This is a genomic window from Parasphingorhabdus cellanae, from assembly GCF_017498565.1.
GTDB lineage: Bacteria > Pseudomonadota > Alphaproteobacteria > Sphingomonadales > Sphingomonadaceae > Parasphingorhabdus > Parasphingorhabdus cellanae.
In genome coordinates this window covers 1549929-1573384 of the sequence record NZ_CP071794.1, presented here as the reverse complement: position 1 = coordinate 1573384, position 23456 = coordinate 1549929, and the positions used below count along the sequence as shown (strand labels likewise).

General features: G+C 49.8%; 25 protein-coding genes. 10 read left to right on the top strand and 15 right to left on the bottom strand.

The window, feature by feature from the left end; all coding sequences use genetic code 11:
* Window positions 1–4 precede the first annotated feature (4 nt).
* From fabI to J4G78_RS07685, 4 genes are all read right to left on the bottom strand, one after another.
* Entirely contained in the window at window positions 5–808 is an 804-nt protein-coding gene (fabI, locus tag J4G78_RS07700) for an enoyl-ACP reductase FabI (RefSeq protein ID WP_207989829.1), read from the bottom strand.
* Between the two features lie 79 nt (window positions 809–887).
* Window positions 888–1832: a YihY/virulence factor BrkB family protein gene (locus tag J4G78_RS07695; RefSeq protein WP_207989827.1), complete on the bottom strand. Its 945-nt coding sequence runs from the start codon at window positions 1830–1832 to the stop codon at window positions 888–890.
* Window positions 1833–1850: 18 nt separating this feature from the next.
* Window positions 1851–2771, bottom strand: coding sequence for a DnaJ C-terminal domain-containing protein (locus J4G78_RS07690; RefSeq protein WP_207989825.1), 921 nt, complete (start codon window positions 2769–2771; stop codon window positions 1851–1853).
* A gap of 71 nt (window positions 2772–2842) precedes the next feature.
* Window positions 2843–3301 carry an ABA4-like family protein gene (locus J4G78_RS07685; protein ID WP_207989824.1) on the bottom strand — a complete coding sequence of 153 codons (459 nt, stop codon included), beginning with the start codon at window positions 3299–3301 and terminating at the stop codon, window positions 2843–2845.
* A 163-nt stretch (window positions 3302–3464) separates the two neighbouring features.
* Between J4G78_RS07685 and J4G78_RS07680 the strand changes: the two genes are divergently transcribed.
* From J4G78_RS07680 to J4G78_RS07670, 3 genes are read left to right on the top strand one after another with little or no spacing between them, the layout of a single operon-like run.
* On the top strand, window positions 3465–4283 hold the full coding sequence (locus J4G78_RS07680) for an ImuA family protein (protein WP_207989822.1): 819 nt from the start codon (window positions 3465–3467) through the stop codon (window positions 4281–4283).
* Window positions 4183–5739, top strand: a complete 1557-nt coding sequence (locus J4G78_RS07675) for a Y-family DNA polymerase (protein ID WP_207989820.1) — start codon at window positions 4183–4185, stop codon at window positions 5737–5739. The genes J4G78_RS07680 and J4G78_RS07675 overlap by 101 nt, the downstream gene beginning before the upstream one ends.
* Window positions 5736–9056 carry an error-prone DNA polymerase gene (locus J4G78_RS07670; protein ID WP_207989818.1) on the top strand — a complete coding sequence of 1107 codons (3321 nt, stop codon included), beginning with the start codon at window positions 5736–5738 and terminating at the stop codon, window positions 9054–9056. Before J4G78_RS07675 ends, J4G78_RS07670 begins: the two co-directional genes overlap by 4 nt.
* Window positions 9057–9096: 40 nt before the next feature.
* On the opposite strand, the gene J4G78_RS07665 is transcribed toward J4G78_RS07670, so the two are convergent.
* The 3 genes from J4G78_RS07665 to J4G78_RS07655 form a co-directional block, all read right to left on the bottom strand.
* Complete coding sequence (locus J4G78_RS07665; protein ID WP_207989816.1) at window positions 9097–9774, bottom strand: type 1 glutamine amidotransferase domain-containing protein; 678 nt, start codon at window positions 9772–9774, stop codon at window positions 9097–9099.
* 135 nt (window positions 9775–9909) lie between these two features.
* Window positions 9910–11208, bottom strand: a complete 1299-nt coding sequence (locus J4G78_RS07660) for a DUF2254 domain-containing protein (RefSeq protein WP_207989815.1) — start codon at window positions 11206–11208, stop codon at window positions 9910–9912.
* Between the two features lie 137 nt (window positions 11209–11345).
* Window positions 11346–11804, bottom strand: coding sequence for a hypothetical protein (locus tag J4G78_RS07655; protein WP_207989813.1), 459 nt, complete (start codon window positions 11802–11804; stop codon window positions 11346–11348).
* Between the two features lie 350 nt (window positions 11805–12154).
* Here J4G78_RS07655 and J4G78_RS07650 point away from each other — a divergent pair, with 350 nt between their 5' ends.
* Complete coding sequence (locus J4G78_RS07650; protein WP_207989811.1) at window positions 12155–13183, top strand: DNA topoisomerase IB; 1029 nt, start codon at window positions 12155–12157, stop codon at window positions 13181–13183.
* 232 nt (window positions 13184–13415) lie between these two features.
* On the opposite strand, the gene J4G78_RS07645 is transcribed toward J4G78_RS07650, so the two are convergent.
* The 3 genes from J4G78_RS07645 to J4G78_RS07635 all read right to left on the bottom strand — a co-directional run bounded on the left by J4G78_RS07645 (window position 13416) and on the right by J4G78_RS07635 (window position 15950).
* Window positions 13416–13643 carry a hypothetical protein gene (locus J4G78_RS07645; protein ID WP_207989810.1) on the bottom strand — a complete coding sequence of 76 codons (228 nt, stop codon included), beginning with the start codon at window positions 13641–13643 and terminating at the stop codon, window positions 13416–13418.
* 70 nt (window positions 13644–13713) lie between these two features.
* Window positions 13714–14454 (bottom strand): Crp/Fnr family transcriptional regulator, encoded by a 741-nt coding sequence (locus tag J4G78_RS07640; RefSeq protein ID WP_207989808.1) that lies wholly within the window; start codon window positions 14452–14454, stop codon window positions 13714–13716.
* Window positions 14454–15950: a sensor histidine kinase gene (locus J4G78_RS07635; protein WP_207989807.1), complete on the bottom strand. Its 1497-nt coding sequence runs from the start codon at window positions 15948–15950 to the stop codon at window positions 14454–14456. Before J4G78_RS07635 ends, J4G78_RS07640 begins: the two co-directional genes overlap by 1 nt.
* A gap of 75 nt (window positions 15951–16025) precedes the next feature.
* On the opposite strand from J4G78_RS07635, the gene J4G78_RS07630 reads away from it, so the two are divergent.
* On the top strand, window positions 16026–16598 hold the full coding sequence (locus tag J4G78_RS07630; RefSeq protein ID WP_207989805.1) for a pyridoxamine 5'-phosphate oxidase family protein: 573 nt from the start codon (window positions 16026–16028) through the stop codon (window positions 16596–16598).
* Window positions 16599–16668: 70 nt separating this feature from the next.
* Here the strand turns inward: J4G78_RS07630 and J4G78_RS07625 are convergent, their stop codons facing one another.
* Window positions 16669–16959, bottom strand: a complete 291-nt coding sequence (locus tag J4G78_RS07625; RefSeq protein WP_207989803.1) for an ElaB/YgaM/YqjD family protein — start codon at window positions 16957–16959, stop codon at window positions 16669–16671.
* Window positions 16960–17124: 165 nt separating this feature from the next.
* On the opposite strand from J4G78_RS07625, the gene J4G78_RS07620 reads away from it, so the two are divergent.
* Together J4G78_RS07620 and J4G78_RS18265 are read left to right on the top strand one after the other, a co-directional pair.
* Window positions 17125–17913: a response regulator gene (locus J4G78_RS07620; protein WP_207989801.1), complete on the top strand. Its 789-nt coding sequence runs from the start codon at window positions 17125–17127 to the stop codon at window positions 17911–17913.
* An 8-nt stretch (window positions 17914–17921) separates the two neighbouring features.
* Complete coding sequence (locus J4G78_RS18265; RefSeq protein WP_259371353.1) at window positions 17922–18053, top strand: hypothetical protein; 132 nt, start codon at window positions 17922–17924, stop codon at window positions 18051–18053.
* A gap of 9 nt (window positions 18054–18062) precedes the next feature.
* Here the strand turns inward: J4G78_RS18265 and J4G78_RS07615 are convergent, their stop codons facing one another.
* The 4 genes from J4G78_RS07615 to J4G78_RS07600 all read right to left on the bottom strand — a co-directional run bounded on the left by J4G78_RS07615 (window position 18063) and on the right by J4G78_RS07600 (window position 21037).
* Entirely contained in the window at window positions 18063–18614 is a 552-nt protein-coding gene (locus J4G78_RS07615) for a sigma-70 family RNA polymerase sigma factor (RefSeq protein ID WP_243457270.1), read from the bottom strand.
* A 31-nt stretch (window positions 18615–18645) separates the two neighbouring features.
* Complete coding sequence (locus J4G78_RS07610) at window positions 18646–18927, bottom strand: NepR family anti-sigma factor (protein ID WP_207989797.1); 282 nt, start codon at window positions 18925–18927, stop codon at window positions 18646–18648.
* 166 nt (window positions 18928–19093) lie between these two features.
* Complete coding sequence (locus tag J4G78_RS07605) at window positions 19094–19513, bottom strand: BLUF domain-containing protein (protein ID WP_207989795.1); 420 nt, start codon at window positions 19511–19513, stop codon at window positions 19094–19096.
* Between the two features lie 111 nt (window positions 19514–19624).
* Window positions 19625–21037: a mechanosensitive ion channel domain-containing protein gene (locus tag J4G78_RS07600; RefSeq protein WP_207989793.1), complete on the bottom strand. Its 1413-nt coding sequence runs from the start codon at window positions 21035–21037 to the stop codon at window positions 19625–19627.
* Between the two features lie 116 nt (window positions 21038–21153).
* Here J4G78_RS07600 and J4G78_RS07595 point away from each other — a divergent pair, with 116 nt between their 5' ends.
* The 3 genes from J4G78_RS07595 to J4G78_RS07585 all read left to right on the top strand — a co-directional run bounded on the left by J4G78_RS07595 (window position 21154) and on the right by J4G78_RS07585 (window position 23426).
* Window positions 21154–21597: a PA2169 family four-helix-bundle protein gene (locus J4G78_RS07595; RefSeq protein WP_207989792.1), complete on the top strand. Its 444-nt coding sequence runs from the start codon at window positions 21154–21156 to the stop codon at window positions 21595–21597.
* A gap of 40 nt (window positions 21598–21637) precedes the next feature.
* Window positions 21638–21820 (top strand): PLDc N-terminal domain-containing protein, encoded by a 183-nt coding sequence (locus J4G78_RS07590; RefSeq protein WP_207989791.1) that lies wholly within the window; start codon window positions 21638–21640, stop codon window positions 21818–21820.
* Between the two features lie 154 nt (window positions 21821–21974).
* A complete protein-coding gene (locus J4G78_RS07585; protein WP_243457269.1) occupies window positions 21975–23426 on the top strand; it encodes a phospholipase D-like domain-containing protein in 1452 nt (483 codons plus the stop codon).
* The last annotated feature ends 30 nt before the right edge of the window (window positions 23427–23456 follow it).

The following is a 23456-nucleotide window of genomic DNA, read 5'->3' as shown; positions in this document are numbered from 1 at the left end:
ACGATCAATCCAATGCGATATCAGGCGCATCTTCCTGTTTCATACCAATCGTATGATAGCCTGCGTCCACATGATGCGTCTCACCCGAGACGCCGGAGGACAAATCAGATAGAAAATAGAGCGCGGAAGACCCAACGTCGTCAATGGTTACGTTGCGGCGCAGCGGCGCATTATATTCATTCCATTTCAAAATGTAGCGGAAATCTCCGATACCCGACGCTGCTAGCGTCTTGATCGGACCGGCGGAAATCGCGTTGACCCGGATGCCGTCGGGACCGACATCATTGGCGAGATATTTGACCGAAGTTTCCAGCGCAGCCTTGGCAACGCCCATAACATTGTAATGCGGGATGACCTTTTCTGCGCCATAATAAGAAAGGGTCAGCATCGACCCGCCCGGGTTCATCATCGCTGCCGCGCGTTTCGCGACAGCGGTGAAGCTATAGACGCTGATATTCATCGTCATCAGAAAATCATCGAGTGTCACGTCAAAATATTTTCCGCGCAGGGCTTCTTTGTTGGTGAAACCGATTGCGTGCACGATAAAGTCAATTTTGGGCCATTTTTCGGCCAATTCGGCAAAGGTTTTGTCTAGCTGTTCCATATCGGAAACATCGCAATCCAAAAGGAAATCGCAGCCGAGTTCTGCTGCCAGCGGTTTGACGCGTTTGGCCATAACCTCACCCTGATAGCTGATCGCCAGTTCTGCTCCGGCCTCAGAAAGCTGCTTTGCAATGCCCCAGGCAAGCGACTTATTATTCGCCAACCCCATGATTAGGCCGCGTTTGCCTTTCATCAGTTCATTCATTGCCTATCCTTTTCAGATGTAAATTTATTCATCAATAGCGCCCATGCCGCTGAGATTCCAGAAAATCATCACCACATGTTTATGAGTCCGGTTCTCTAGGTTGCGGCCGATCGGCCAGCGCGGCATTCAGTTCTGATCCGATAACCATGCCGAGACCAATTAAATAGAAAAAGATCAGCGTGATCATGACGCCAGCGAGACTGCCATAGGTCAATTGGTAATTGGCGGCATATTTCAGGAAGAGTGGCAGCAAGCCGGTAATCAGCAGCCACCAGCCGCTGATGAATACGGCGCCGGGCCATTTGGGATAGGCTCCTGGACGATATTGTCGCGGCGTGAGCAACCGGAACAACAGGTACAAAGTGATGAATAGGATCAAGAAGGGCAGAGCATTGGAGAGCGAAAACCAAGTAGTACTTTCTTCCAAATTTGGAAAGAAATCGCCTAAGAATTCGCTGATTCCTGCCAATATGAACTGGGCGCTCAGCGCAAGCATCGCGAAAAATACGGACAGGATGATCAGTCCGATCGAGGTTAGACGATATTCCCAAAAAGCGCGCTGGGCAGTTACACCATAAGCGCGGTGGAGGATTTCGCGAATGGTTTCGATCAAGCTAGCGGTGGTCCACAAACCAACGGCGGCACTGAACCAAAGCAAAGGTCCGGTTCGTGCGCCCATTGCGTCGCTTATCGGAACACGCAAAGCACCAGCAACCGACGGCGGAACGGTGCGCAAAAACGCTTCGACGAAATCTGTGCCGATGGCGGTCTGGCCAATAGTACCCGCAATAGCTGCTGCGACGATGAAAAAGGAAAAGACCGCCAAAAGGGCAAGATAGGCAAAATTTCCGGCAAAGGTGAAGCCATCTGTATAGACGCCTACCGCTGTGCGTTCGATGACCGAAACAATCTGGCGCGGTAAATGACCTTCCGCCAATGATTTGGCCGCTTGCTCGCTTTTTTTCCCAGGCCGTGACGGTTCTTCACGCCGCGCTTCGGGTGAGAGAGGCGACGAGTCAGACATGAAGCCGTTCAGTCAAAATCACACACCCATATCAGCGCGTGGATTTTCGTCATTGTCCCAGTCTTTGACAAATTCTGTCAGCTTTGCGTCGTCGTCTGGCAATGTGATCATCAATGTCACGAGTTGATCGCCGCGCCCGCTGGTTTTCTTGTGAAAGCCTCTGTTTTTCAGGCGCAACGTCTTGCCGGAGTCAGAGCCAGCGGGAATCGAAAGCATTACTGGCCCATCTACGGTCGGCACCTTGATCTTCGCGCCTTCGACGGCTTCTTTCAGGCTGATCGGCAGCTCCAGTGTCACATTATCGCCATCGCGCTCGTAAAAGGGGTGGCCGTTGATGTGAATGGTGACAATTGCATCACCATTGCCGCCGGGGCCTTGCCGCCCCTTGCCGCCCAGCCGCATTTGCGTGCCTTCTTCTACGCCTTTGGGCAGGCTAAGGTCGATGGTCTTGCCATCTTCAAGGGTTATCCGCTGTTTTTCCAGCATCGCCGCTGCGATAAACTCGACTTTCAGGCGATAGGAAACATTTGCGCCCTTTGGCGGTGGAGCACTTTGTTGGCGCGAACCAAAGGGACTGGAACTGCGGCCACCGCCGCCAAATAGGCCATCAAAAATATCACCAAAATCGGAGCCGCTATTACCAAAATCAAATTGCTGGCCGCCCGCCCCGCGCGAATAACCGCCGCTTTGCCCGCCGCCAAAGCCATATCCGGCCGGATTGCCGTCTGCATCAATTTCGCCGCGATCAAATTGCGCGCGCTTATCTTTGTCGAGCAGAAGGTCATAAGCCTTAGTGACGTCGGAAAATCGTTCCGTCGCCTTGGGATTATCCTTGTTGCGATCGGGATGCAGCTCTTTGGCAAGCTTGCGATAGGCACTTTTAATGTCCTTTTCGCTGGCGCCTTTTGCCACGCCCAATGCCTGATACGGATCTGCCATTATACGCCCTTTATCAATTCCTTATCTCTCTTCAAGATTGGAACTACTACTCTTTAATTCAACTCAGTGTCTTATTGAGGTACTACGGCATCCGCAACTCTATTATGACGCGTGAAGCGCAGCAGTAGATAGAGTACTAGACCCAATGGCCCCAGCATTAACACGAAAAATAATATGGGAACCTGAATCCAGCGTGCAAATCCGTATTGATCCGCATTGCGGGCGACCCATAGGCCGACAAACAGATCAAAGGCAAGATAGTGGATCCAGCCTATGGTTGCCCCGCCGTCACTGGCAAGCAGGGTTTGCACTCCGGCCAGAGTGGTAAAGTCCGGACTACCTCCACTGCCGCCACCGATCATGCCAGTCATCAGTGGTATGATGATCACAGCATAGGTAAGCGACAGCACGGCAATTCCGCCATAGAAGATGCCTTTCATCACGATTTCGCGCCGGGGTGCAAAGGCCAATATCAGCCACATTACCAATGCCCAGTTATTGGCGATTGTGAATATGAGTTCCCAGTTCATGATATGTGTCCCCTCGTCCTTTTGGAGGGGTTAGCATGAAAAAGACTGCGGGGCTATTTGCTACGCCGCCATGTGGAATAAGGTCAGTCAAAACTTTCCGTTACAATGGGTTACGACCTTGACGCTTGACAGCAGCGCGGAGTCATAGAGTATAGAACAAAACATGAACAAAAGTGATTCTCTACGTCCAGTAAGTCTGAATGGAGCGGCTGCCCTGTCGCTGTCCTCTGCATCTTGCTTGGGTGATAATATCAAAAAGGAGGATACTATCCTGCTGGGTGCCCAGCGTTTTGATCATGCGCTACGGCATGCATTGCCGAGAGCCGCTTTGCATGAAGTACAAGCCGCTTTGAAAGCGGACATGCCCTGTGCATCGGCATTTTGCGCGCTAGTTGCAGAACGCTGCAGATTATCGGGGAAAATGGCAAACAGCCCGATATTGTGGGTTGATGAAAAACAGTCTCAACGGTGCAGAAATCTGCTCTATCCGCCGGGCCTGGTTGAGCTAGGCATTGACCCTGACCAGATAATATATGCGCAGGCAGAGAGTATAATCCCTGCGCTAAAAACGGCGGCAGATGCCGTGCGTTCTTACGCCGTTTCTGCGGTGATACTGACGCTATCCGGAAAAAACCCCCGTGGTCTGGATTTGACGGCAACCCGCCGTTTGTCTCTTTTTGCGCGGGAAAGCGGTGTGACCGTTTTCCTGTTGCGTGATCAACTCTCTTCGCTTTCAACCGCTGCCTATAGTCGTTGGCAAATATCATCTGCGCCATCCCGGCCTTTGGAAGCGAACGCCCCCGGTCATCCTGTTTTTGATGTGAAATTGCTGCGCCACAGGCGCGGGATAGAGGGGCTTTCAAGCCGATTGGAATGGAATCGTGACAGTAGAATATTCAAGGAATACGCGCCGGATATTGGCGTTGTTCCTGCCGTTTCTGTCTTCGGAACGGATTATCAGGAGCAGCGCAGGCGCGCTTGATACCAAGGATCCGCGGCCTTTTGCGCTTGTGGAAAAAAGCCGCGGTGCGCTTGTTTTAGCAGCGCTTGACCGACAGGCACAGGCGCAGGGGCTGCATATCGCTATGCCCCTGGCAGATGCGCGTGCGCGCGTGCCAGAGCTACTCATATTCGATCATGACAGGGATGCCGATACCCGATTGCTGGCTAGGCTTGCCGAAGCTTGTGAGCGCTATACGCCGGTGATCGCGCTGCATCTGCCGCAGTCATTGGTTCTTGATATATCAGGCTGCGTGCATTTGTTCGGTGATGAGCAAATATTGGTGCAGGATATCGAAGACCGCTTTGATGGCGCCGGTCTGTCTTTCCACTGGGCTTTGGCCGGGACGGTGGATGCCGCGCTGGCGCTCGCCCGCTTTGGCCTGAAGGAAGGCGCGCAGGCGCAGCTACCGGTGGCGGCGCTGGATATGAATGACAAAACGCACAGATCGCTGGAGCGCGCCGGGCTTTATCATATCGGAGATTTGGCAGAACGTCCGCGCGCACCATTGGCGGCCCGTTTTGGAGCAGAGCTGGTATTGAAGCTGGAGCGTTTGCTGGGACAGGAGGATCGCCCCGTCAATCCGAAGCGTAAAAGCGCTGCTATCATCACGGAACGACGCTTTGCGGAACCGATGGGGCATATTGATAGCGCCTTGCTATGCCTGCATGAGCTGTTCATCGAGGCTGCGCAGATGCTGGAAGACAGAAAGCAGGGCGCCCGCAAAATACGGATGCAACTCTTCCGCTGTGATGGCCACGTGGCTGAGCTGGCGATTGAAACGGGCGCACCGACCCGTGACGACAAGCTGTTTCGGCGTTTGCTGAATGAACGGGTCGATACGCTGAACGATCCGCTTGATCCCGGTTTTGGTTATGATCTGGTGCGCTTGTCCATTGCCGCTGCAGAATCCTTGGACGCGGTGCAAACCGACATGGATGGCGGGCGCGATGCGGCATCGGATGAAGCCGCTTTGCTCAGTCAACTCAGCATTCGGCTGGGGCGGCAAGATGTGCAGCGTTTTGAGCCAGCCAATAGCTATATTCCCGAACATGGCCTGCACGCTCGCGCTGCGCTCGATTACAAAGACGCTTTTATCTGGGATCAGCCTGAATCAGGCGCGCCGCCCACCCGGCCCCTGTTCCTGTTTGACCCGCCGCAACATATCAAGGTGATGGCCGAAGTGCCGGATGGCCCGCCGCGCCGCTTCATATGGAAACGCGTTACCCATGATGTCACGCGCGCCGAAGGGCCGGAGCGCATCGCGTCGACATGGTGGCGCAAGCGGCAAGGGCATTTGCCGGGCAAGGCGGGTCTGACCCGTGATTATTACCGCGTCGAGGATAGCGAAGGACGGCGTTACTGGCTATTTCGTTACGGACTCTACGGAACAGAAAAAGCCCAGCCTGACTGGTATATTCACGGTAGCTTCGCATGACCGACTTTGCCGAACTGGTTGCTGCGACACATTACAGCTTTTTGCGCGGAGCCTCTTCGCCGGCGGATATGGTGCTGCACGCCATGAACTTGGGGATGAGCGGGCTTGGCATTGCCGACAGAAACAGCGTGGCTGGCGTGGTGCGCGCGCATGTGGCGCTGCGTCAGGTGCGGGAGGATGCGGCTGAAGAAGGCGTGGAGCTGCCACCCTTTCACCTGATCGTTGGTGCGCGCTTGTGTTTTGTGGATGAGACGCCGGATATCATTGCGTATCCAGTCAACCGCAAAGGTTGGGGGCGGCTGACGCGGCTGCTTTCTACCGGCAACTTGCGCACGGAGAAAGGCGCTTGCCATCTTATGCTTAGCGATCTCTTGGACTTTCATGAGGATCTGCAATTTATCGCCATGGCTGGTGAAGATGAGCTGAAGCTTTTGCAGCCTCTGATTGACGTCGCGCATGACCGGTTATGGGCCGGCGTGACGATGCCGCGCGATGGCGCGGATCGCCGCTATCTTGCAAAACTGCAAAAAGAGGCGGCGCGGCTGGACTTGCCTTTACTGGCCACCAATGCGCCCTTGTTTGCGACGGCAGAGCAGCGCCCGTTGAGCGATATACTGACATGCATATCCGAAAAAACGACGATCGGCGAAGCGGGACGCTTGCTCGCCAAAAATGCCGAAGCCCATTTGAAACCACCGCAGGAAATGGGGCGGCTATTTGCCGATTGCCCGCAAGCGATAGAGGAAACCCAGCACTTTCTGTCCGGCATCCATTTTTCGCTCGATGAGCTGAGCTATCATTATCCCGACGAGCCGGTACCGGAAGGATGGACACCGCAAGGATGGCTGGAACATCTTGCCCGGGAGGCGGCAGCAAAGGCTTACCCGGGCGGTGTTCCAAGTAAATTGTCTGGCAAGCTGAACGAAGAATTAGAGCTGATCGGCAAGCTTGAATATGCGCCTTATTTTCTGACGGTCCATGATATTGTCCGCTATGCACGCTCCAACGATATCCTCTGCCAAGGCCGCGGCAGTGCCGCCAATAGCGTGGTTTGCTATCTGCTCGACATTACAGCGGTTGACCCGATGAAGCATGACCTGCTTTTTTCCCGTTTCATTTCCCAAGAGCGCAAGGAACCGCCCGATATCGATGTTGATTTCGAGCATGAGCGCCGAGAGGAAATCATCCAATATGTCTATGACCGCTATGGCCGCAGCCGCGCCGCCATTGCGGCAACAGTCGTTCATTATCGATCACGCAGCGCCATCCGCGAAGTGGGCAAGGCGCTGGGCCTGTCGGAAGATATTACCAGCCGCTTGTCGAGCACCGTTTGGGGCAGCTGGTCGACCAAGGACCCCGACAAGCGTTTCGGGGAAACCGGGCTGGATCCGGATAATGCGGAAATCGCGCGCCTCGGCGCTCTCGTGCAACAGATACTGGAATTTCCCCGGCATCTTTCCCAACATGTCGGCGGCTTTGTGTTGACGCAGGACCGGCTCGATGAAACCGTGCCGATCCATAATGCCGCGATGGACGGCCGCACCTTCATCGAATGGGACAAGAATGATATTGATGCACTCGGGCTGATGAAGGTGGATGTCCTGGCGCTTGGCATGCTCACCTGCATCCGTAAAAGTTTCGATATGATGCGGACATATGGTCTGGGTAATTATGAGCTCGCAACCGTTCCAGCAGAAGACCCGGTCACTTATGACATGCTATGCGAAGGCGATAGTGTCGGCGTGTTTCAGGTCGAAAGCCGCGCGCAGATGAACATGTTGCCGCGCCTGCGCCCGCGTGAATTTTATGATCTGGTCATTCAGGTCGCGATTGTCCGTCCCGGCCCGATTGAAGGAGACATGGTTCACCCCTATTTGCGCCGCCGTTCCGGTGTCGAGAAAACCGAATATCCGTCACCCGCCCCGCCGCATGATCCCGACGAACTGAGAGGCGTATTGGGGCGGACCTTTGGTGTGCCACTATTTCAGGAACAGGCGATGAAACTGGCTATTGTCGCGGCCGATTTTTCGCCCACCGATGCCAATAAACTGCGCCGCGCAATGGCGACATTTCGCAATGTCGGTACCATTCACCATTTTCAGGCAAAGATGATCGATGGCATGGCCGCACGCGGCTATGAACGCGAATTTGCCGAGCGATGCTATAAGCAGATACAGGGTTTTGGCAGCTATGGCTTTCCGGAGAGTCATGCCCAGTCCTTTGCCATATTGGTTTACATATCCTCGTGGATCAAATGCCACCATCCCGCTGTTTTCGCAGCCGCCTTGCTCAATTCACAGCCGATGGGATTTTATGCGCCAGCACAAATCATCCGCGATGCATGCGAACATGATGTCGAGGTGCGCAGCATCGATATTAATCACAGCCAGTGGGATAATATCTTGGAAGCATCAGACCCCTTCTCCCCTTCAGGGGAGAGGGTTGGGGAGAGGGGGGCATCGACGATGGCGCGGTCTTTGAATTCCCCTCTCCCGGCGTCTCCCCTGAAGGGGAGAGGAGACTTGGCTCTGCGTCTGGGTTTGCGGCAAATTGATGGTTTCCGCGAGACCTGGGCCGAGCGGATGATCGCTTGCCGGCCCTTTGCATCGATTGAAGCGTTGGCTCATGAAGCGAAATTGCCCCAGCGCGCCATGCAATTGCTCGCCGATGCGGATGCGTGCCGGTCCATCGGATTGGATCGCAGACAGGCGTTATGGGAGGTGCGCCGCGCGCCAAACGGGACGTTGCCATTATTCGCTGCGGCTGATGCAAGGGAGCTGGCTGTGGAGGACGATGCACAGCTTCCCGGTATGACCAAGCGCGAGCATGTGATTACGGATTACCAGACCACCCGGTTATCACTGAAAGGCCATCCGATGGAATTTCTGCGGGGTGCGTTTGACCGGCAGAAAGTGCTGCGCTGCGCTGATGTTGACCATGCCAAAAACGGATCATTTGCAGACGTGGCCGGGATAATATTGATCCGCCAGCGGCCGGGCAAAGGCAATGCGATCTTTGTGACGCTGGAAGATGAAACGGGTGTTGCCAATATCCTCATCTGGGCACGGCTGTTCGAACGCTATCGCCGCCCAATCATGTCCGCGCGCTTGATGAAGGTACGCGGGGAAGTGCAGAAAAGCAAAGAAGGCGTGATCCACATCATCGCCAGCCATGTGGAAGATTGCACCGATAGTCTCGATAAAATTGCTACGGCTAAACAGGATATCAAATCCGAAGATATTCAGACAGAGTTTCCAGCCAATCGAGGCCATCCTCGTAATGTCCGTATCTTACCTAGGTCGCGTGATTTTCATTGAGCGCAACAATTTTATGTGCGGGCGACTTTTGCCAACCCAGTTATTTGAGCAGTGCCAGCAATGCGCGAGCAGCTTCCTCCGAAGAGTCTGGGTTTTGGCCAGTGACAAGCTTCCCATCGGTTAAAACGAATGAAGCCCAGTCGTCGCCCTTTTCGTAAAGACCCCCGTTTTCCTTGAGCATATCTTCGACCAAAAAGGGTACGACATCGGTCAGGCCAACGCCTTCTTCCTCGGTGTTTGTGAAGCCGGTCACGCGCTTGCCAAAAACAAGCGGCTGGCCGTCGGCGCTTTTGATATGCTTGAAGACAGCCGGGGCATGACAAACAGCACCCACAGGCCTGTCAGAATTGGCAAACGTTTCGATTAATCGTTTGCTGTCGGCATCATTGGTCAGATCCCAGAGCGGGCCATGGCCCCCGGGAAAGAAAATTGCGTCAAAATCTTGGTCACGGATGTTAGCCAAAACACGCGTTTCAGCCAAGATCTTTTGCGTGCTCTCATCTTTTTTGAACCGCTTTGTCGCTTCTGTTTGTGCATCTTCTGCATCGCTTTTGGGATCAAGTGGGGGTTGTCCGCCTTTCGGAGAAGCTAAGGTAACGACTGCACCTGCATCCTTGAACACATAGTAGGGAGCGGCAAATTCCTCTAACCAGAAACCGGTCTTTTCGCCAGTATCACCAAGTTCATCATAGGATGTGAGGACCATCAAGATTTTCATAACGTGTCTCCAGATTAAACTTCAGAACTATCGTGGCGTGTCTTTCACAATAAAAATATAGCCGTTGAGATAGGAACAACGCGGATAGTGACGAAGCGTTCCAGCACATCGAAAATCACGACTATAGCTATGAATTTAGGCTTGGCGCACTTCTTCAATGGCTCGTTCAAGTTCCTGGATTTCCATATGGATAGTCTTAGCATGCCTTTCGCTAACATTCGTTCTAACTCGTGCGAGCAAATCCAGTGCCGCTTCGCTCGCTATAGGATCAGCTGCAATATAACTGCGTAATTTGCTAAACCCCAATTCCATTAATTGGGAAGACGAAAGTGCTTCTGCGTAAATCCGCGGAATATCATCCTTATCATGTCTTACCGATTGCGGTTCATCATGAGTAATTAGTTGCATTTGCGCGGCCGCCAGCCAATTCAAACAGGCAATGGCTGTGACCGGATCGTTGATCCCGGGAGATAAAGCACGTGCTGCTATTTCGACCAGTTCTTGCACCAAAAATCGGATATCTTGAAACGGTGTGCGCTTTTCGCCAATCGTAAATATGGATCGGATATCGTCACATACACCTTCAGAAATCGACGCATCGGGAGGAAGGTAGACCAAAGCTTCACCCGGGAATATGAAGTCCCCTGGACGCTTTGCTAGCCTTATGAAAATGTCATTAGAGGCCGCCGTATCAATTAGGCTTTCCGTATCGATTAATCGCAGATAGCCTGATGCCTTAGCGTTAATCCTTACAACATTCTCTCCGACCGGATTGTGCAGAGATTTTGGTACAAGATCCATGTCGAAACCATCTTTTTTGGGTTCTGTATCCTGTCCCAAAGGCTCAGGAAACCGTTCGGAGACCCGCTCACAAAGCTCTTTGCCGATAGAGGTTGTCACAAGGCTAATATGTACGGACTGGGGAACATGGTGAATGAAGCGGATAAGGACAGCGATCGAACACAGACTGAAACCAATACCGATTAACAGCGCAATATGCGGTACAAAATAGGCCGCCTCTATATCGTTCGCATCTGGCGGCGCATTTTGAACCGCGCGCAATACTAGCAGACAATAGAGAAACGTAGCTATAAAAGTGCCGAGCGTGATCTGGTTGGTTGTATCCCGCATGAAATTTGTCAGCAGCCTTGGACCATATTGAGCGGCAGCAGTAGATAGTGTTACCAGCGTGATGGAAAACACGACACCTGCTACCGTTATCATGGACCCAGCAATTGTAGACAACACCGCACGAGCACCATCAGGCTGATTATTGAAAAAGCTCTCTAGCCAGATTGGAATTGAGAGATTGAAATAGGTGTCAAACTCCACCGCTAAGGTCGACAATATGATTGCCCCTAGGCTCATCAATGCTGGAATGAACCAATAGCTTGATCTGATTGAGTCCCAATAGCCAACAAAACGGGTCCACATAAATTTATGCTCCAACAGGTTTGGCTCAGAACATCGCCAAGGAAAAATACTGTCTAACATGTTCTTAAGCTATCGGACTAATTGTTGATATCGGAGATAAACGCAAAAAACCGATGATTAAAGAAATTCGAAACCTATCAGCCAGAAACAATCTTGAGACCGTCACCTTCGGACAAAAAATCCAAACTTTTGGAAATCAAAAAATCGATTTGCGAAAGCGGGATATCCGTTATCTGTGAAACTTTCTCGGGAGAAAATTCTTCGATAAGCAGAAGTGAAATAATTGCTTTTTGTGAATAGGCCAGCGATTGGAATTTCACAAAAGTGTTTACCAGTTCGGACCTTAGAGGATTTAACAAGGATATGTTCTGAGACCTGCTCTGCCTGCTGCGGATATCCTGATACACAGCCTGAAGCAATATCATCAGCTGCATCGTAGGGCATTTTTCTGATACCAGAACAGACTTATGAATTCTCATAACATCCAGCACGACCCGATCAGCTGCATTTTGGTTACCTATCAGAGAAACAGCGAAGCGCCTCAGCCTTTTAACTCTCCGCTCAGCTACATGTCTGTTCAACAATCGGTCCGACATGTCTTTGTGTTCCTTCTAAAGAACACTTGCATAGAGATTGCTGAAATCTGCACACTAACCTGTATTAGTGTCAATCATTTGAAGCCTGTTAAATCCCGTTATGCTTCCGTTAAAGCTGCTTCTGGCTTTGGGTTAAATGATCTGGAGGTTTTATAGTCAACAGATAGGAACCAAAGAACGGCAGCGGTGTTACACTTTGATAAGCGGATTATTCCGCTAATCCTTTTGCAAGCCTCCCCTTGCAAATCGGCTGGGAAATTGAGCACGTTAGTTTAACCCCAATCCTCATTTGGAGAATAAACCGCTCAATTTTCCAGTCTTTTTTGTCGATAAAATTGGCTGGAACGAAAATGCAGACCGCCATCGCGAATAATCTCATCTATGTATCGGACACTATGCCGGGCATTGTCAGGCAACCCGTTGAAAATGATTTTCAATATATTGATCCTAAGCAAAATCCGATCAAAGATATGCGAATAATTAGCCGGATTAATGCGCTTTCCATTCCCCCGGCTTACCAGCAAGTCTGGATATGCCCACTTGATAATGGCCATATCCAAGCCACCGGTGTTGATGAAGCTGGACGCAAACAATATCGATATCATCCTGATTGGCGAGAATATCGTGATCGCCAGAAATTTTCACAGCTTGTAGATTTTGCACATGGGCTGCCTAAATTGCGCCGCGACATCCGCCGTATTTTTAGGGCTGCAAATCCCGATCAAACTATCGGCAAAGAGCTCGCTTGCGCGGCTCTGGTGCGTCTGTTGGATAATGTTCCTTTGAGGATTGGCAATAAACAAAATGATAAAGCACGCGGAGCGACAACGCTGGTTGCCAAGAATATTCGGATGAACGAAAATGAGCTACGGTTGGACTATATCGCAAAAGGTGGCAAACGCGTCCGGCGACAAATAAAGGACCGGCGTTTGCTCCAGATATTATCATCGATAGATGATTTGCCAGGCAAGGCGCTATTCCAATATTTCGGCCGAGATGGTGAGATATACCCGCTGGATTCAGGAGATGTGAATCAATGGCTTAAGGATCAGTCAGGCAATGCAGATATTAGCGCGAAAGTCTTTCGAACTTGGCATGGAAGCGTCGCCGCGTTTCGCTATGTGAGGTTGGCAAAAAACCCGACTATCAAAGCCGCTTGTGAAAAAGCCGCTGATCGCCTGAAAAACACTCCAGCCATTTGTCGATCAAGCTATATTCATCCGGCGATCATAGCACTCACAAGAAAGAGTCAATCTGAACGCGAAGCTTTGGCGAAGCTTTCAGGGCCGTCCACAAGCGACCTGAGAAAAGACGAAAAAATATTGCTGCGGTTTCTCGAAGAAACTGATTGGCCGCAGGAAACTTCCTGCAGTCGTTAAGATTTTAAGTACCAAGCTACTTCTTGCCTTCTTTATCAACATAATAATTGCAAAAAACTTGTTCCTGAGGAACATATTGGCAAGCATAAAGAAAATGCCCGGATGCTAAAATATCTGGGTGAAAAAGCAGCTGAGAACTAAAAGGAAAGCCGCTCTAAAGCAGCTTTTTTTGAATGAGAGTAAAAAAGGGGCGGAGTATTAGCTCCGCCCCTTTTCAAAATAACGGCAGAGCCTATTTCTCGTCCGGCATTGTCACGTCGACGTCAGGCACTTCAATAGTCTTTTCTTCGGTACCAATTTCAACATCGGCTGTTTCAACGTCAATTTCTGGCAAGTTACCTGCATCTCCTGAGACATCAACATCCATTGATGGCATTTCGCCTTCTTCGGTGACAGTTGCTTCGCAGGCAGTAAGTGCAAGTCCTGCGGTCAAAACGGCGGCGATTGAAAACTTTTTCATAATAACTCCCTTTGTTGGATAGTGACAAAACGCAGCACCAGGTGAAGGGTTCCATGGAGCCTGAAAAAATTTACTCAGTTCGGCCCAATCGCATGCGAAAAGCATCGAGATGGAAGTAGCTAGGATCAAAATCGCTGATTTCTGCCAGGCGTTCGGCGTTTTGAAAAACGACCCAACCTTTTTCTCTTTCGATGAGCCCGTCTCGTTCCAATTGCCGCAAAACCCGATTGGTATGGATAGGGGTCAAGCCCAAAGCATCAGCGATCACGGTCTGAGTAAGCGGTAAGCGAAACCCGTCACGGGTCCCTTTTTTAACGATCTGTACGCGGCGATGAAGCTCGAGTAAAAAATGTCCAATCCGTTCCCGCGCTGTTTGCTGGCCATTTCTGATGATTTGCTCTCTTAAAAAAGCTTCTTCTTGAACTTGCATCCACCAAAAGGCGAGCGTCAGTTTACCTGATTCTGTCAATATGTTTCGAAATGTAGCCGGTTTTATAGAGAGAACTTCGAGATCTGTAACCGCGAGAACCGAGTGATCCGCTTCAGCAGCAACCAATACTTGAAGGTCAAACATGTCACCGGGCAAGAGGACGTTGAGCACCTGTCGGCGACCATCTTCGAGCGTCTTGTAGCGGATAGCCCAGCCTTCCTTGACAATAAGCACGCTATCCAATTGTTGTCCTGCATGGATAACTTCGGAATTGCGCGGAAACCGTTTTTCATGCCCGTTTAAAGAACGGACTTCGGTCTTATCGTTATCGTCGAGATCAGCGTAGAATGAAATACGTCTCAAGAGTGCTTCGCGGGCCACTAATGTTCGCTTTCAGCCAAAGGGAATGATATTGAGCAGACTAACCCATCTTTTTGCCAATCCCTAACTATTTCGCCTTTGAGGTTGCGTCCGACACTATGGTCGATCAGCGATGATCCGAAGCCAGTTTTCGACGGTGATGCCGGTAACGCTGGACCTCCCTGTTCCTGCCAGAGCAACGTGATTGTCTGTTTTTTCGCTGGCGCGTCGTCAGTAATTGTCCAATTAATGGTCACGGTGCCATCTTCATGGTTCAAAGCACCATATTTTGCAGCATTTGTGGCCAGTTCGTTAAGCACGAGCGATATTGAAACCATTGCATTTTCAGGCAAACTAATATCGGGGCCTGCCCAAGTTATTCTGGGATAGGTGGCGCATAGATCGTTCACCAGAGCGGCGAATGAGCCAGTTACAAAATTGGCATCCAGCAATATTTGCTGCGCGCGATTTAATGCACGAAGCCTTCCTTCAATGCGTTCAATATAATCATCAATCGAAGTCGCTGAATTTTTGGTAAGCGTCATGATGGATTGCAATGTGGCGAACAGGTTGCGCAAACGGTGGTGCAATTCGCGGGTGTGAAGCTTCTGTTCTTCTTGCTGTATAATTGTTTTGGTAATGTCGTAATTAATTCCGGTGATCGCATCATAGTTGCGATTGCGGACAAAATTTCCACGGCCTGACAGCCACCGGGTTTCCCCTGAAGGCAAAACGATCCGAAAGCTCTCCTCATACCCCTTGCTATCAGGCAACGCGGCTTCGTTCATCGCGTTGCGAATTCTTTCACGATCTTCAGGATGAATCCTGGCGAATGCTTCATCGCCGGTCGTTAATGCCTGGTCGGCATCTTTGCCCCAGACTTTAAAATAAGCACCGCCCCAACTCACTTTGTCATTAGACAAATTCAAGGTCCAGCTTGCTGTTGAGCTGAGCGCGAGCGCTAATTCAAGATCTAATCTTGATTGAGCGGCTTCCTGTTGTGCCGCTTTGCGTTGCTCGACTTCGCGCCTTAATTCCAGCTCGCTCATGACAATCTCAGCCATACTTCTGAGTCTGTCCAACTGATCGTCTGACGGACGTCGGCGGTTTTTTTTGTCGCCGATCCATAATGTGCCGATGACCATGCCATTTGGCGAAATCAATGGGTAGCCAGCGTAAAAAGCAATAAATGGCGGGCCTGTGACGAGAGGGTTGCAATCGAATCTACTGTCATTGCTGGCATCTTCTATAACCATCGCTTCCCGGTGTTCAATGATATGCGAGCAAAATGCTACATCTCGGGGGGTTTCACGCTCATCAAGACCAACTGCTGATTTGAACCACTGACGTTTATCGTCGATAAGGGACACCGAAGCCATCGGTACTTCGAAAATATCAGCAGCCAGCCGGGTTAGTCGATCAAAAGCTACCTCGGGGGGACTATCCATGATCTTGTAGCTGTCCAATGTTGCCAGGCGTTCATCTTCAAAAGGAGTTGATATGTTTTTCTGCTGCATCTTTTTCTACCAGTTCATTCAACTTCGGGCATTTAATCATGCTATTAGACCAATAACGAGAAACTCCAAAAACTGTTGCAATTTAAAGGAACTGATGGGCCGTTCGAGCGTTATTCTTACTTAACCCGGCGCCACAAAAAGCGCCAAAAATGGAGAAAGAAGAATATGCGCGATAACGATTTGGACGACCTTTATGATATGATCGATGATGTGGAAACCGCGATGTTGGTCACCGAAAATGCTGGTGCGTTGCGCAGCCGCCCAATGAAAGGCAAACTCTATCGCGATAGTGGTGAGATCTGGTTCTTGACGGAAAGTGAATCTGGTAAGACGGGAGAAATTGACCAAGAGCATTCCACCAATCTGACCTACGCCTGCCCTGAGAAAGAAACTTATATTTCGATTAGCGGGACATCAGCAATAAATCGAAACGTCGAAAAAATTGATGATCTTTGGGGACCGTGGGCAAGCATCTGGTTTGGATGCGAAAAGGATGATCCAAAGGTTGCCGCTATTTGTTTTCGACCAGATATCGCTGAATATTGGTCATCACCTGAATCAAAAATGGTGCAGGCTTGGGAGCTGGCTAAGGCCTATGTGACTGACGATCAACCGGAAATAGGTACTAATAAAACGGTCGCAATGTAGACGTTGAAATCGACAAAAAGGGCTCGCTTGATCTGACATCAAGCGAGCCCTTTTTTATCCGCAGTTAAGTTTATTTGCGAGCAATCAGCGCGCCGATGATTAGGGCAATGCCGGCCGTCGCTGCGATACTCACTAGTGGATTGGCAGCAACAGTTTGATGGGCTTTGTCCCTACTTTGTAAGCTGACCTCTTTCGTCCGGTTGGATGCCAGCTTGACTTTATCTTTGGCTTTTGACGTTAAAGCAGAAGCATTCTCTTGCGCATCACTTGCAACGGTTTTGGTAAGTTTCGTTATATCGTTTTTCAATGCTTGCAAGTCGGATTTTACTGCGCCCATTTCTTCTGTGTAATTCGCTGTCATATGATTAGCTCCATAAAAAGGTGTGTATGTTCAATCTACGCATGACAACGAGTTGAGTTCCGATATAAATCAGTTAGATGGAGTCAGCGTTCGAAAACTGAAAATTCACTTTTTTGGGAACCAGCATGGTCAATGTGCGTTGGCGCATATGAAAGGAATTTGCCGATGTCTTTAGCAGCAACATTAAAGTCGCATTTGCCATATCTGCGCAGGTACGCAAGGGCTTTGACAGGCAGCCAAAAAAGTGGTGATGCTTTTGTCAAAGCTACGCTGGAAGCGATTGTCACAGAGCCGCAATCTTTGGATCAAAACATCGCCCCGCGCGTAGAATTGTACAAAATTTTTCATCGCATTTGGGAAACAGCTAATGTTGACACTGGTGATGTAGATTATGTCGGCGATACGGAATCTGGGCAAAACCGGTTGCGGAAGATCGCACCAATAAGCCGGCAAATATTATTACTGACCGCGCTTGAAGGCTTCTCCACGGAAGAGGTAGCTAAAATTGCTGACGTAGGTGTGAATTCTATCAATGGTCTTCTCGAAGATGCGATAACCGACATCGACAAAGAAATACGATCAGATGTGCTGATTATCGAAGACGAAGCCCTTATTTCCATGGAGTTGGAGCAAATCGTCGCTGGTCTTGGTCACAATGTGTGTGGGACTGCCATAACACACAAAGAGGCGTTGATTGCTGCTGAAAAAAATAAACCCGGTCTTGTTCTCGCGGATATTCAACTGGCGGACGGCAGCTCGGGAATAGATGCTGTGAAAGACATTTTGGAAAAGTTTTCAGTACCGGTCATCTTCATTACCGCTTTTCCAGAACGGTTGCTAACAGGCGAGCGTCCTGAGCCGACATTTTTGATCACCAAGCCATTTCAACCGAATGCGATCCGCGCTGCCATTAGCCAAGCGCTATTTTTTACAACAGAAACGCAAGATGCGTAGAGGGTATCATGACTGATAAAATTAAAATCGAAGAAGCTCGCCAAGGTGAACCGCGACGTATGGTCCGGCAAACCCTCGCATGGTCTTTGCCGTTAGCGGTTATCGGTTTGGGAGTAGTGGCGTTTCTATTTTTGTTTTAGTAAAATTCTCTAAGACGCCTGCTCAGCAACAGCCTCTATAATATTTTCGAGAGCCGTCGCAGTGGATTTGTCATGCCCTGCAGATGCCTCTGTAAATCGTCCGTCTTCCAAAATCCCTTCTAAGGTTTGTCGCGCGCGTGAGACCCGGCTTTTCATAGTGCCGATAGCGCAACCGGCAATTTCCGCCGCTTCTTCGTAAGAATAGCCGCCGGCACCAACCAATATGACGGCTTCACGTTGATCATCGGATATTTCCATCAAAGCTCGCTGGAGATCGGCCAGATGGAGCGGATCCTGTTGCGGAGCAGGGGCCGATAAAATCCGCTCGGCGGCAATCTCGTCATAATTTCCTGTGAATTTTTTACGGCGCATATTTGAAAAATACGTATTGCGTAAGATGACAAATGTCCAAGCTTTCATGGACGTGCCGGCTACAAAGCGGTCCCGTGCTGCCCATGCTTTTAATAAAGTATCCTGAACGAGATCGTCAGCTAAATCCGGGTTGCCAGAAAGACTGCGACCAAAGGCACGCAGATGTGGAATAGCATCTGTCAATTGCATCTTAAAGTCCGTAGCGGACAGTTTTGGAGTATCATTCACTGGATGTCGAACCCGCGTCGGATTTGCTGTCATCGAGATTTTCATTCTCATCTAGCTGATCGAGAAGCGCCATCATGTCCGCAGGTAATGGCTCTTCCAAGACATTGCGGTACATAGAGCGCAATCCGAACCCCAAACGTTCTTGTATTTCGTTAGTGCTGTTCATTGGCTTTCCTGCAGAAGGTGTTTCAAAACCGTCGTCTTCTGATTCAAACTCATTCTTTTTTTTCTGATCTGGCAAAACACGTCTCTTAATTTCTGTTCCATTGAGCATAAAACACGCAATCCTAGGGTTGGTTCCATAAATTTTTCGAACCAACAAGTCCAACGGCTACGAAATTTCATATGAGAACGATATCGATAACATCGAATTTGCTTGACCGAGTTCAAAATATTTATGTCGAAGCAGGGGATGACAGCGCTGCTCAATTGAAGCTTTGTTACATGCCGAGTCCAATTGATCGAAAATTATTGAATATTTCGCGGGTTTCCTCACTCACCGTACCGATGGCCAAAATATCTGTTAATTTTTGATCGGTATTCTGGTTTTCCAAATTGATGACGCTGCTGGCCATGTGCCAATCTGGAAATTCACGCTTTTTTGTTGTTCGGTGATTCATGGTGATCATACCACTGTGCCGGTTATCTGATCCTATAAGACGGAGCTGATCGTTGATTATTTTGCGATCACCTTCCAGAAACTGGATAAAATTCGTGCCGTTGAAACAAAGAATACCTGTGATTCCAAGGTCTGCATTTTTCCGCCGTGAAATTTCGACGATATCGGAAAAATCCTTTGGACTAAGATCGGACCGAGCCGTGCTGATGTAGATCACGGAGTTTATAGAGTAGTCTGTCATTTCAATAGGCCCCAGGCTCTTTACTCGAAAATATATCTAATCCCGTCTAACTGGGAAGTCCTTAGGGATGTTGGTCACGGGGATAACTAACTTACATCAATATTGGGCTAATTATTCTACCGGTTGCTTGCTATCCAGCAAATCGGCCTCACCATGTTCTGCCCGCTCATCACCGACTAATCGTTCCACGTGGGTTTCCGGCGAAACATCAAATTCCTGCTCTGCCAGAGAAGCCTGCTTTTCGCTGACCGTGCTACTGTCGTCTGTAGATTTATCGCTTCCAGCCTGCAGGTTCATAGGCGGTGCTCCATCAAAGCGGAGCCGGTAAATGGGTTCAGGTAGTGCAAAGCCCTCTGCTTCCAGCGCGTTTTTTGCCGCCCGAATGGCGGCTCCTCTGGCTTTTTTAAAGTCGGTTTCGCGCTGATCGACCCAACCATGAAAGACGATGAGAATATTGGAATCACCGACCTCCTGAATTTCAGCTGTTGCGGCGGGATCATCCAGAATAAAGGTTTGCGTATTGATAGCCTCCAAGCCGGTGTCAACGGCCGCTGCCGGATCATCATCTGCGTCCACACCAAGTTGAAAAGTAAAGCGCCTTTGCGGATTGCGGGAATAGTTTAATATCTCGGCCTTGAAAACGGTTGCGTTCGGAATACGCAAATGATTGCCGTCCAAAGTCATCAAAATTGTTGCCCGTGACGATAGGCGGACAACACGCCCCTCCCTGTCACCGATCAGTACATGGTCGTTGGCGCGAAAAGGCTGACGGACGCTGAGCATTATACTTGAGACGTAATTGTCGACTGTATCCCTTAAGGCAAATCCGATTGCCAGGCCAATAACACCTGCGCCTCCCAATACGGCACCCAAGACAGCGGTTGCGTTTAGGATATCCAGCGCGATGAATATACCAAGGCCGATAAATAATACCCTGATCGATGTTGCCAAAAGTTCGGCCAGAAAAATGTTTGGAGTAATTTTCGTCCAAAAAGCTTTTATCGACGCGAGCAGATGACCGAATGTGCCAATCGCGAGAGCGAGGGTAAGCGCGATTCCGATCAAAGGAAGTGCACTGATGAACTTGTTCAAACTCTCGCTAAGGTCGCTGACCACCGGTTCGACATTGCCGTCCACTGACAAGTCTCGTTCAAAGTCGGTGTCGACCGTCACGACACCCGAGACCCGCTGAGCAATTGATTCAGCGCGCGCGGCGTCGTCCTGGTTCTTAATTGGCCCGGTTAGATTGACCACTCCCGCCTCTACAGAGATATCTATAGCATTAAATTCGTCTATTTCCGCGAATATGCCCGATATCCGGTCTGAAATTGCCTGGTCGTCTGATGCCGCAACACTTGCCGATATGATTGGTTCAGGATCTTCTGGTTCAGGATCGACGACTTCTAATTGGGCATAAGCTGTTCCGGCAAGGCTCAAATAATAGCCGGTCGGGCTCACGCCGATAAACCACAATGTTAATGCAACCAGTAAAGCACCTCGAATGATATATCCCCTACGTAACATCGGCTTAAAACCCTAGTTGGTGGAAAAGGTTCCATTGAAAGAAAAAAATCTTTTTTGGAACAACAGGCTTCCCAGGTTCGTTGATTAGCACAACTGTAAATCAGGAGGGAAATTTTATGACCAATGAAAAATCAATTTCGCATCTCAATGATGTGCTCGAAACTTTAATCGATTCCAGCGACGGCTATGCCAAAGCAACCGAAGTGGCTGATCGCGAAGTTTTCAAAAATTTCTTTGTCCGGCGCTCAGCAGCGCGGCGCGCCATGGCCACGGAGATAAAGGCCGAGATAAAACAGCTAGGTGGCGAGCCTGAAAATGAGGGAACCATCCTTGCTAAGGCGCATCGGGTATTTCTGACAATCAGCGCAGCTTTGCAGGATAATGACGAAGCCGCAATTGAAGCGGTCGACACCGGGGAAGAACATCTTCGGGATAAGATTGAACAGGCTCTCCAAACGGACGAGCTAAGCGTATCTTCCAAGGCGATCTTAAGTAATTTTCAAGGCGAATTGCGCGCTGATAAGCGATTGATCGACTATCTGGAAGAAGCCGTCGACTAAAAACTGTGACAGACCAAAATTAAAAATAAAGGATTTCGATATGAGTTATGGAATTGTGGGGTTGATCATACTGGCCTTGGATATTTGGGCACTACTCGGCGTTTGGGGTAGCGGTGCCTCTGTCGGTACTAAAGTTATTTGGAGTGCGATAATCATCATATTGCCGGTTATAGGGCTATTGCTCTGGTTCTTTGTCGGACCAAAAGGATCTGTCGCTGCTTAGGTAAATGCGATATGCAGAGATTGAAGCCCGGCTATTCTTGTGTGAATAGTCGGGCTTTTGATCGCTAGCCCCTGTTTTCGGACACGAAACCGTATAGATTGAGAATGCTGCGATATATGTATGCAATATGGTGTCTGTTAGAAATGATTTTGAAGTGACGGAACATAAGAGTTTTTGGCGCACAGAAATCGCCAACCGTGCCCGCATAATTATAGATGGAGCGGATTATTTCGAGATTTTGCGCAAAGCAATGTTGCGTGCCAAAAAACGGATCATTCTTATCGGTTGGGACTTTGATACACGTATCTCGCTATCGAAAGACGAACATGAAAAGGGCGAGCCGCCCGTTCGATTGGGAGAGTTTATCGAATGGCTGGCAAACAATCGGCCTGATTTGGAAATTAAGATATTAAAGTGGCAAACATCGGCAATAAAATTACTTGGCCGCGGCTCAACTATCATAACAGTCGCGAAATGGGCCATACATGACCAGATAGAATTCAAGCTGGACAATGCGCATCCCGCCGGATGCAGCCATCATCAGAAAATTGTCGTGATCGACGATAATTTTGCAGTTTGCGGTGGCATCGATATGACCACCGATCGCTGGGATACACGGGAACATGTCGGGCAGGACGAACGCCGAAAACGCCCCAATGGCAGCCAATATCACCCTTGGCACGATGTCACGATGATTGTTGATGGCGAAGCAGCATCCGCACTTGGTGATTTGGCGCGCAGCAGGTGGTCAACCGCTGGCGGCGAAACGTTGAAACCGCTCAATACCGACAATGACCCTTGGCCAGAAGATATCGAACCACAGTTCGAGAATGTGAATATAAAAATTGCGCGAACGCGGGCTAAATATGGAGAAGTTGACCAAATCCAAGAGATTGAAGCACTATTTCTGGAGCAAATCCGCGGCGCTCAAAAGTTCATCTATATTGAAAACCAATATTTCACATCTCGCAAAATAGCCGACGCCATCGCTCTGCGCCTGGAAGAAGATGATCCGCCAGAGATTGTATTGGTTATGCCAGCTACAGCAGACGGCTGGCTTGAACATATCACCATGGATAGTGCTCGTGCAAAAATGATCAGCGCGATCCGCCAAAAGCAAAACGCCCACAGATTCGCGGTTTTTACCCCCGTTAACGAAGTTGGCGAGGATATCTATGTCCACGCGAAAATAATGATCATTGACGATCAGATCGTGCGCGTTGGGTCAGCGAATATGAATAACCGGTCTTTGGGCCTCGACAGCGAATGCGATCTGGTTATCGATAGTCGAGAGGATGGCAATCAGATGGCCGGGAGCGAAATATTTAAATTGCGTGTATCCCTGATTGCCGAACATTGTGGGACCACAGAGCGGATGACCGAAAAGGCGATGGCAGCTGGCCAGCCCATGATTGATTTTATAGAAAGTCGGAGCGCTTCCAAAAGAAAATTGGTCAGGTTCGAAATACCCGATTTAGATATGACCGAGGAGCTTCTTGCGGACAATAAATTACTCGACCCTGAGAGACCGGAAGAGTTTTTTGAACCTTTCGCGGATAGGGAACTTGTCGGCAAAGTTGCTCGACGTTCCAAACCTTCAGATTAATATTTAGTCGGAATCTCTCAAAAGAGGCTT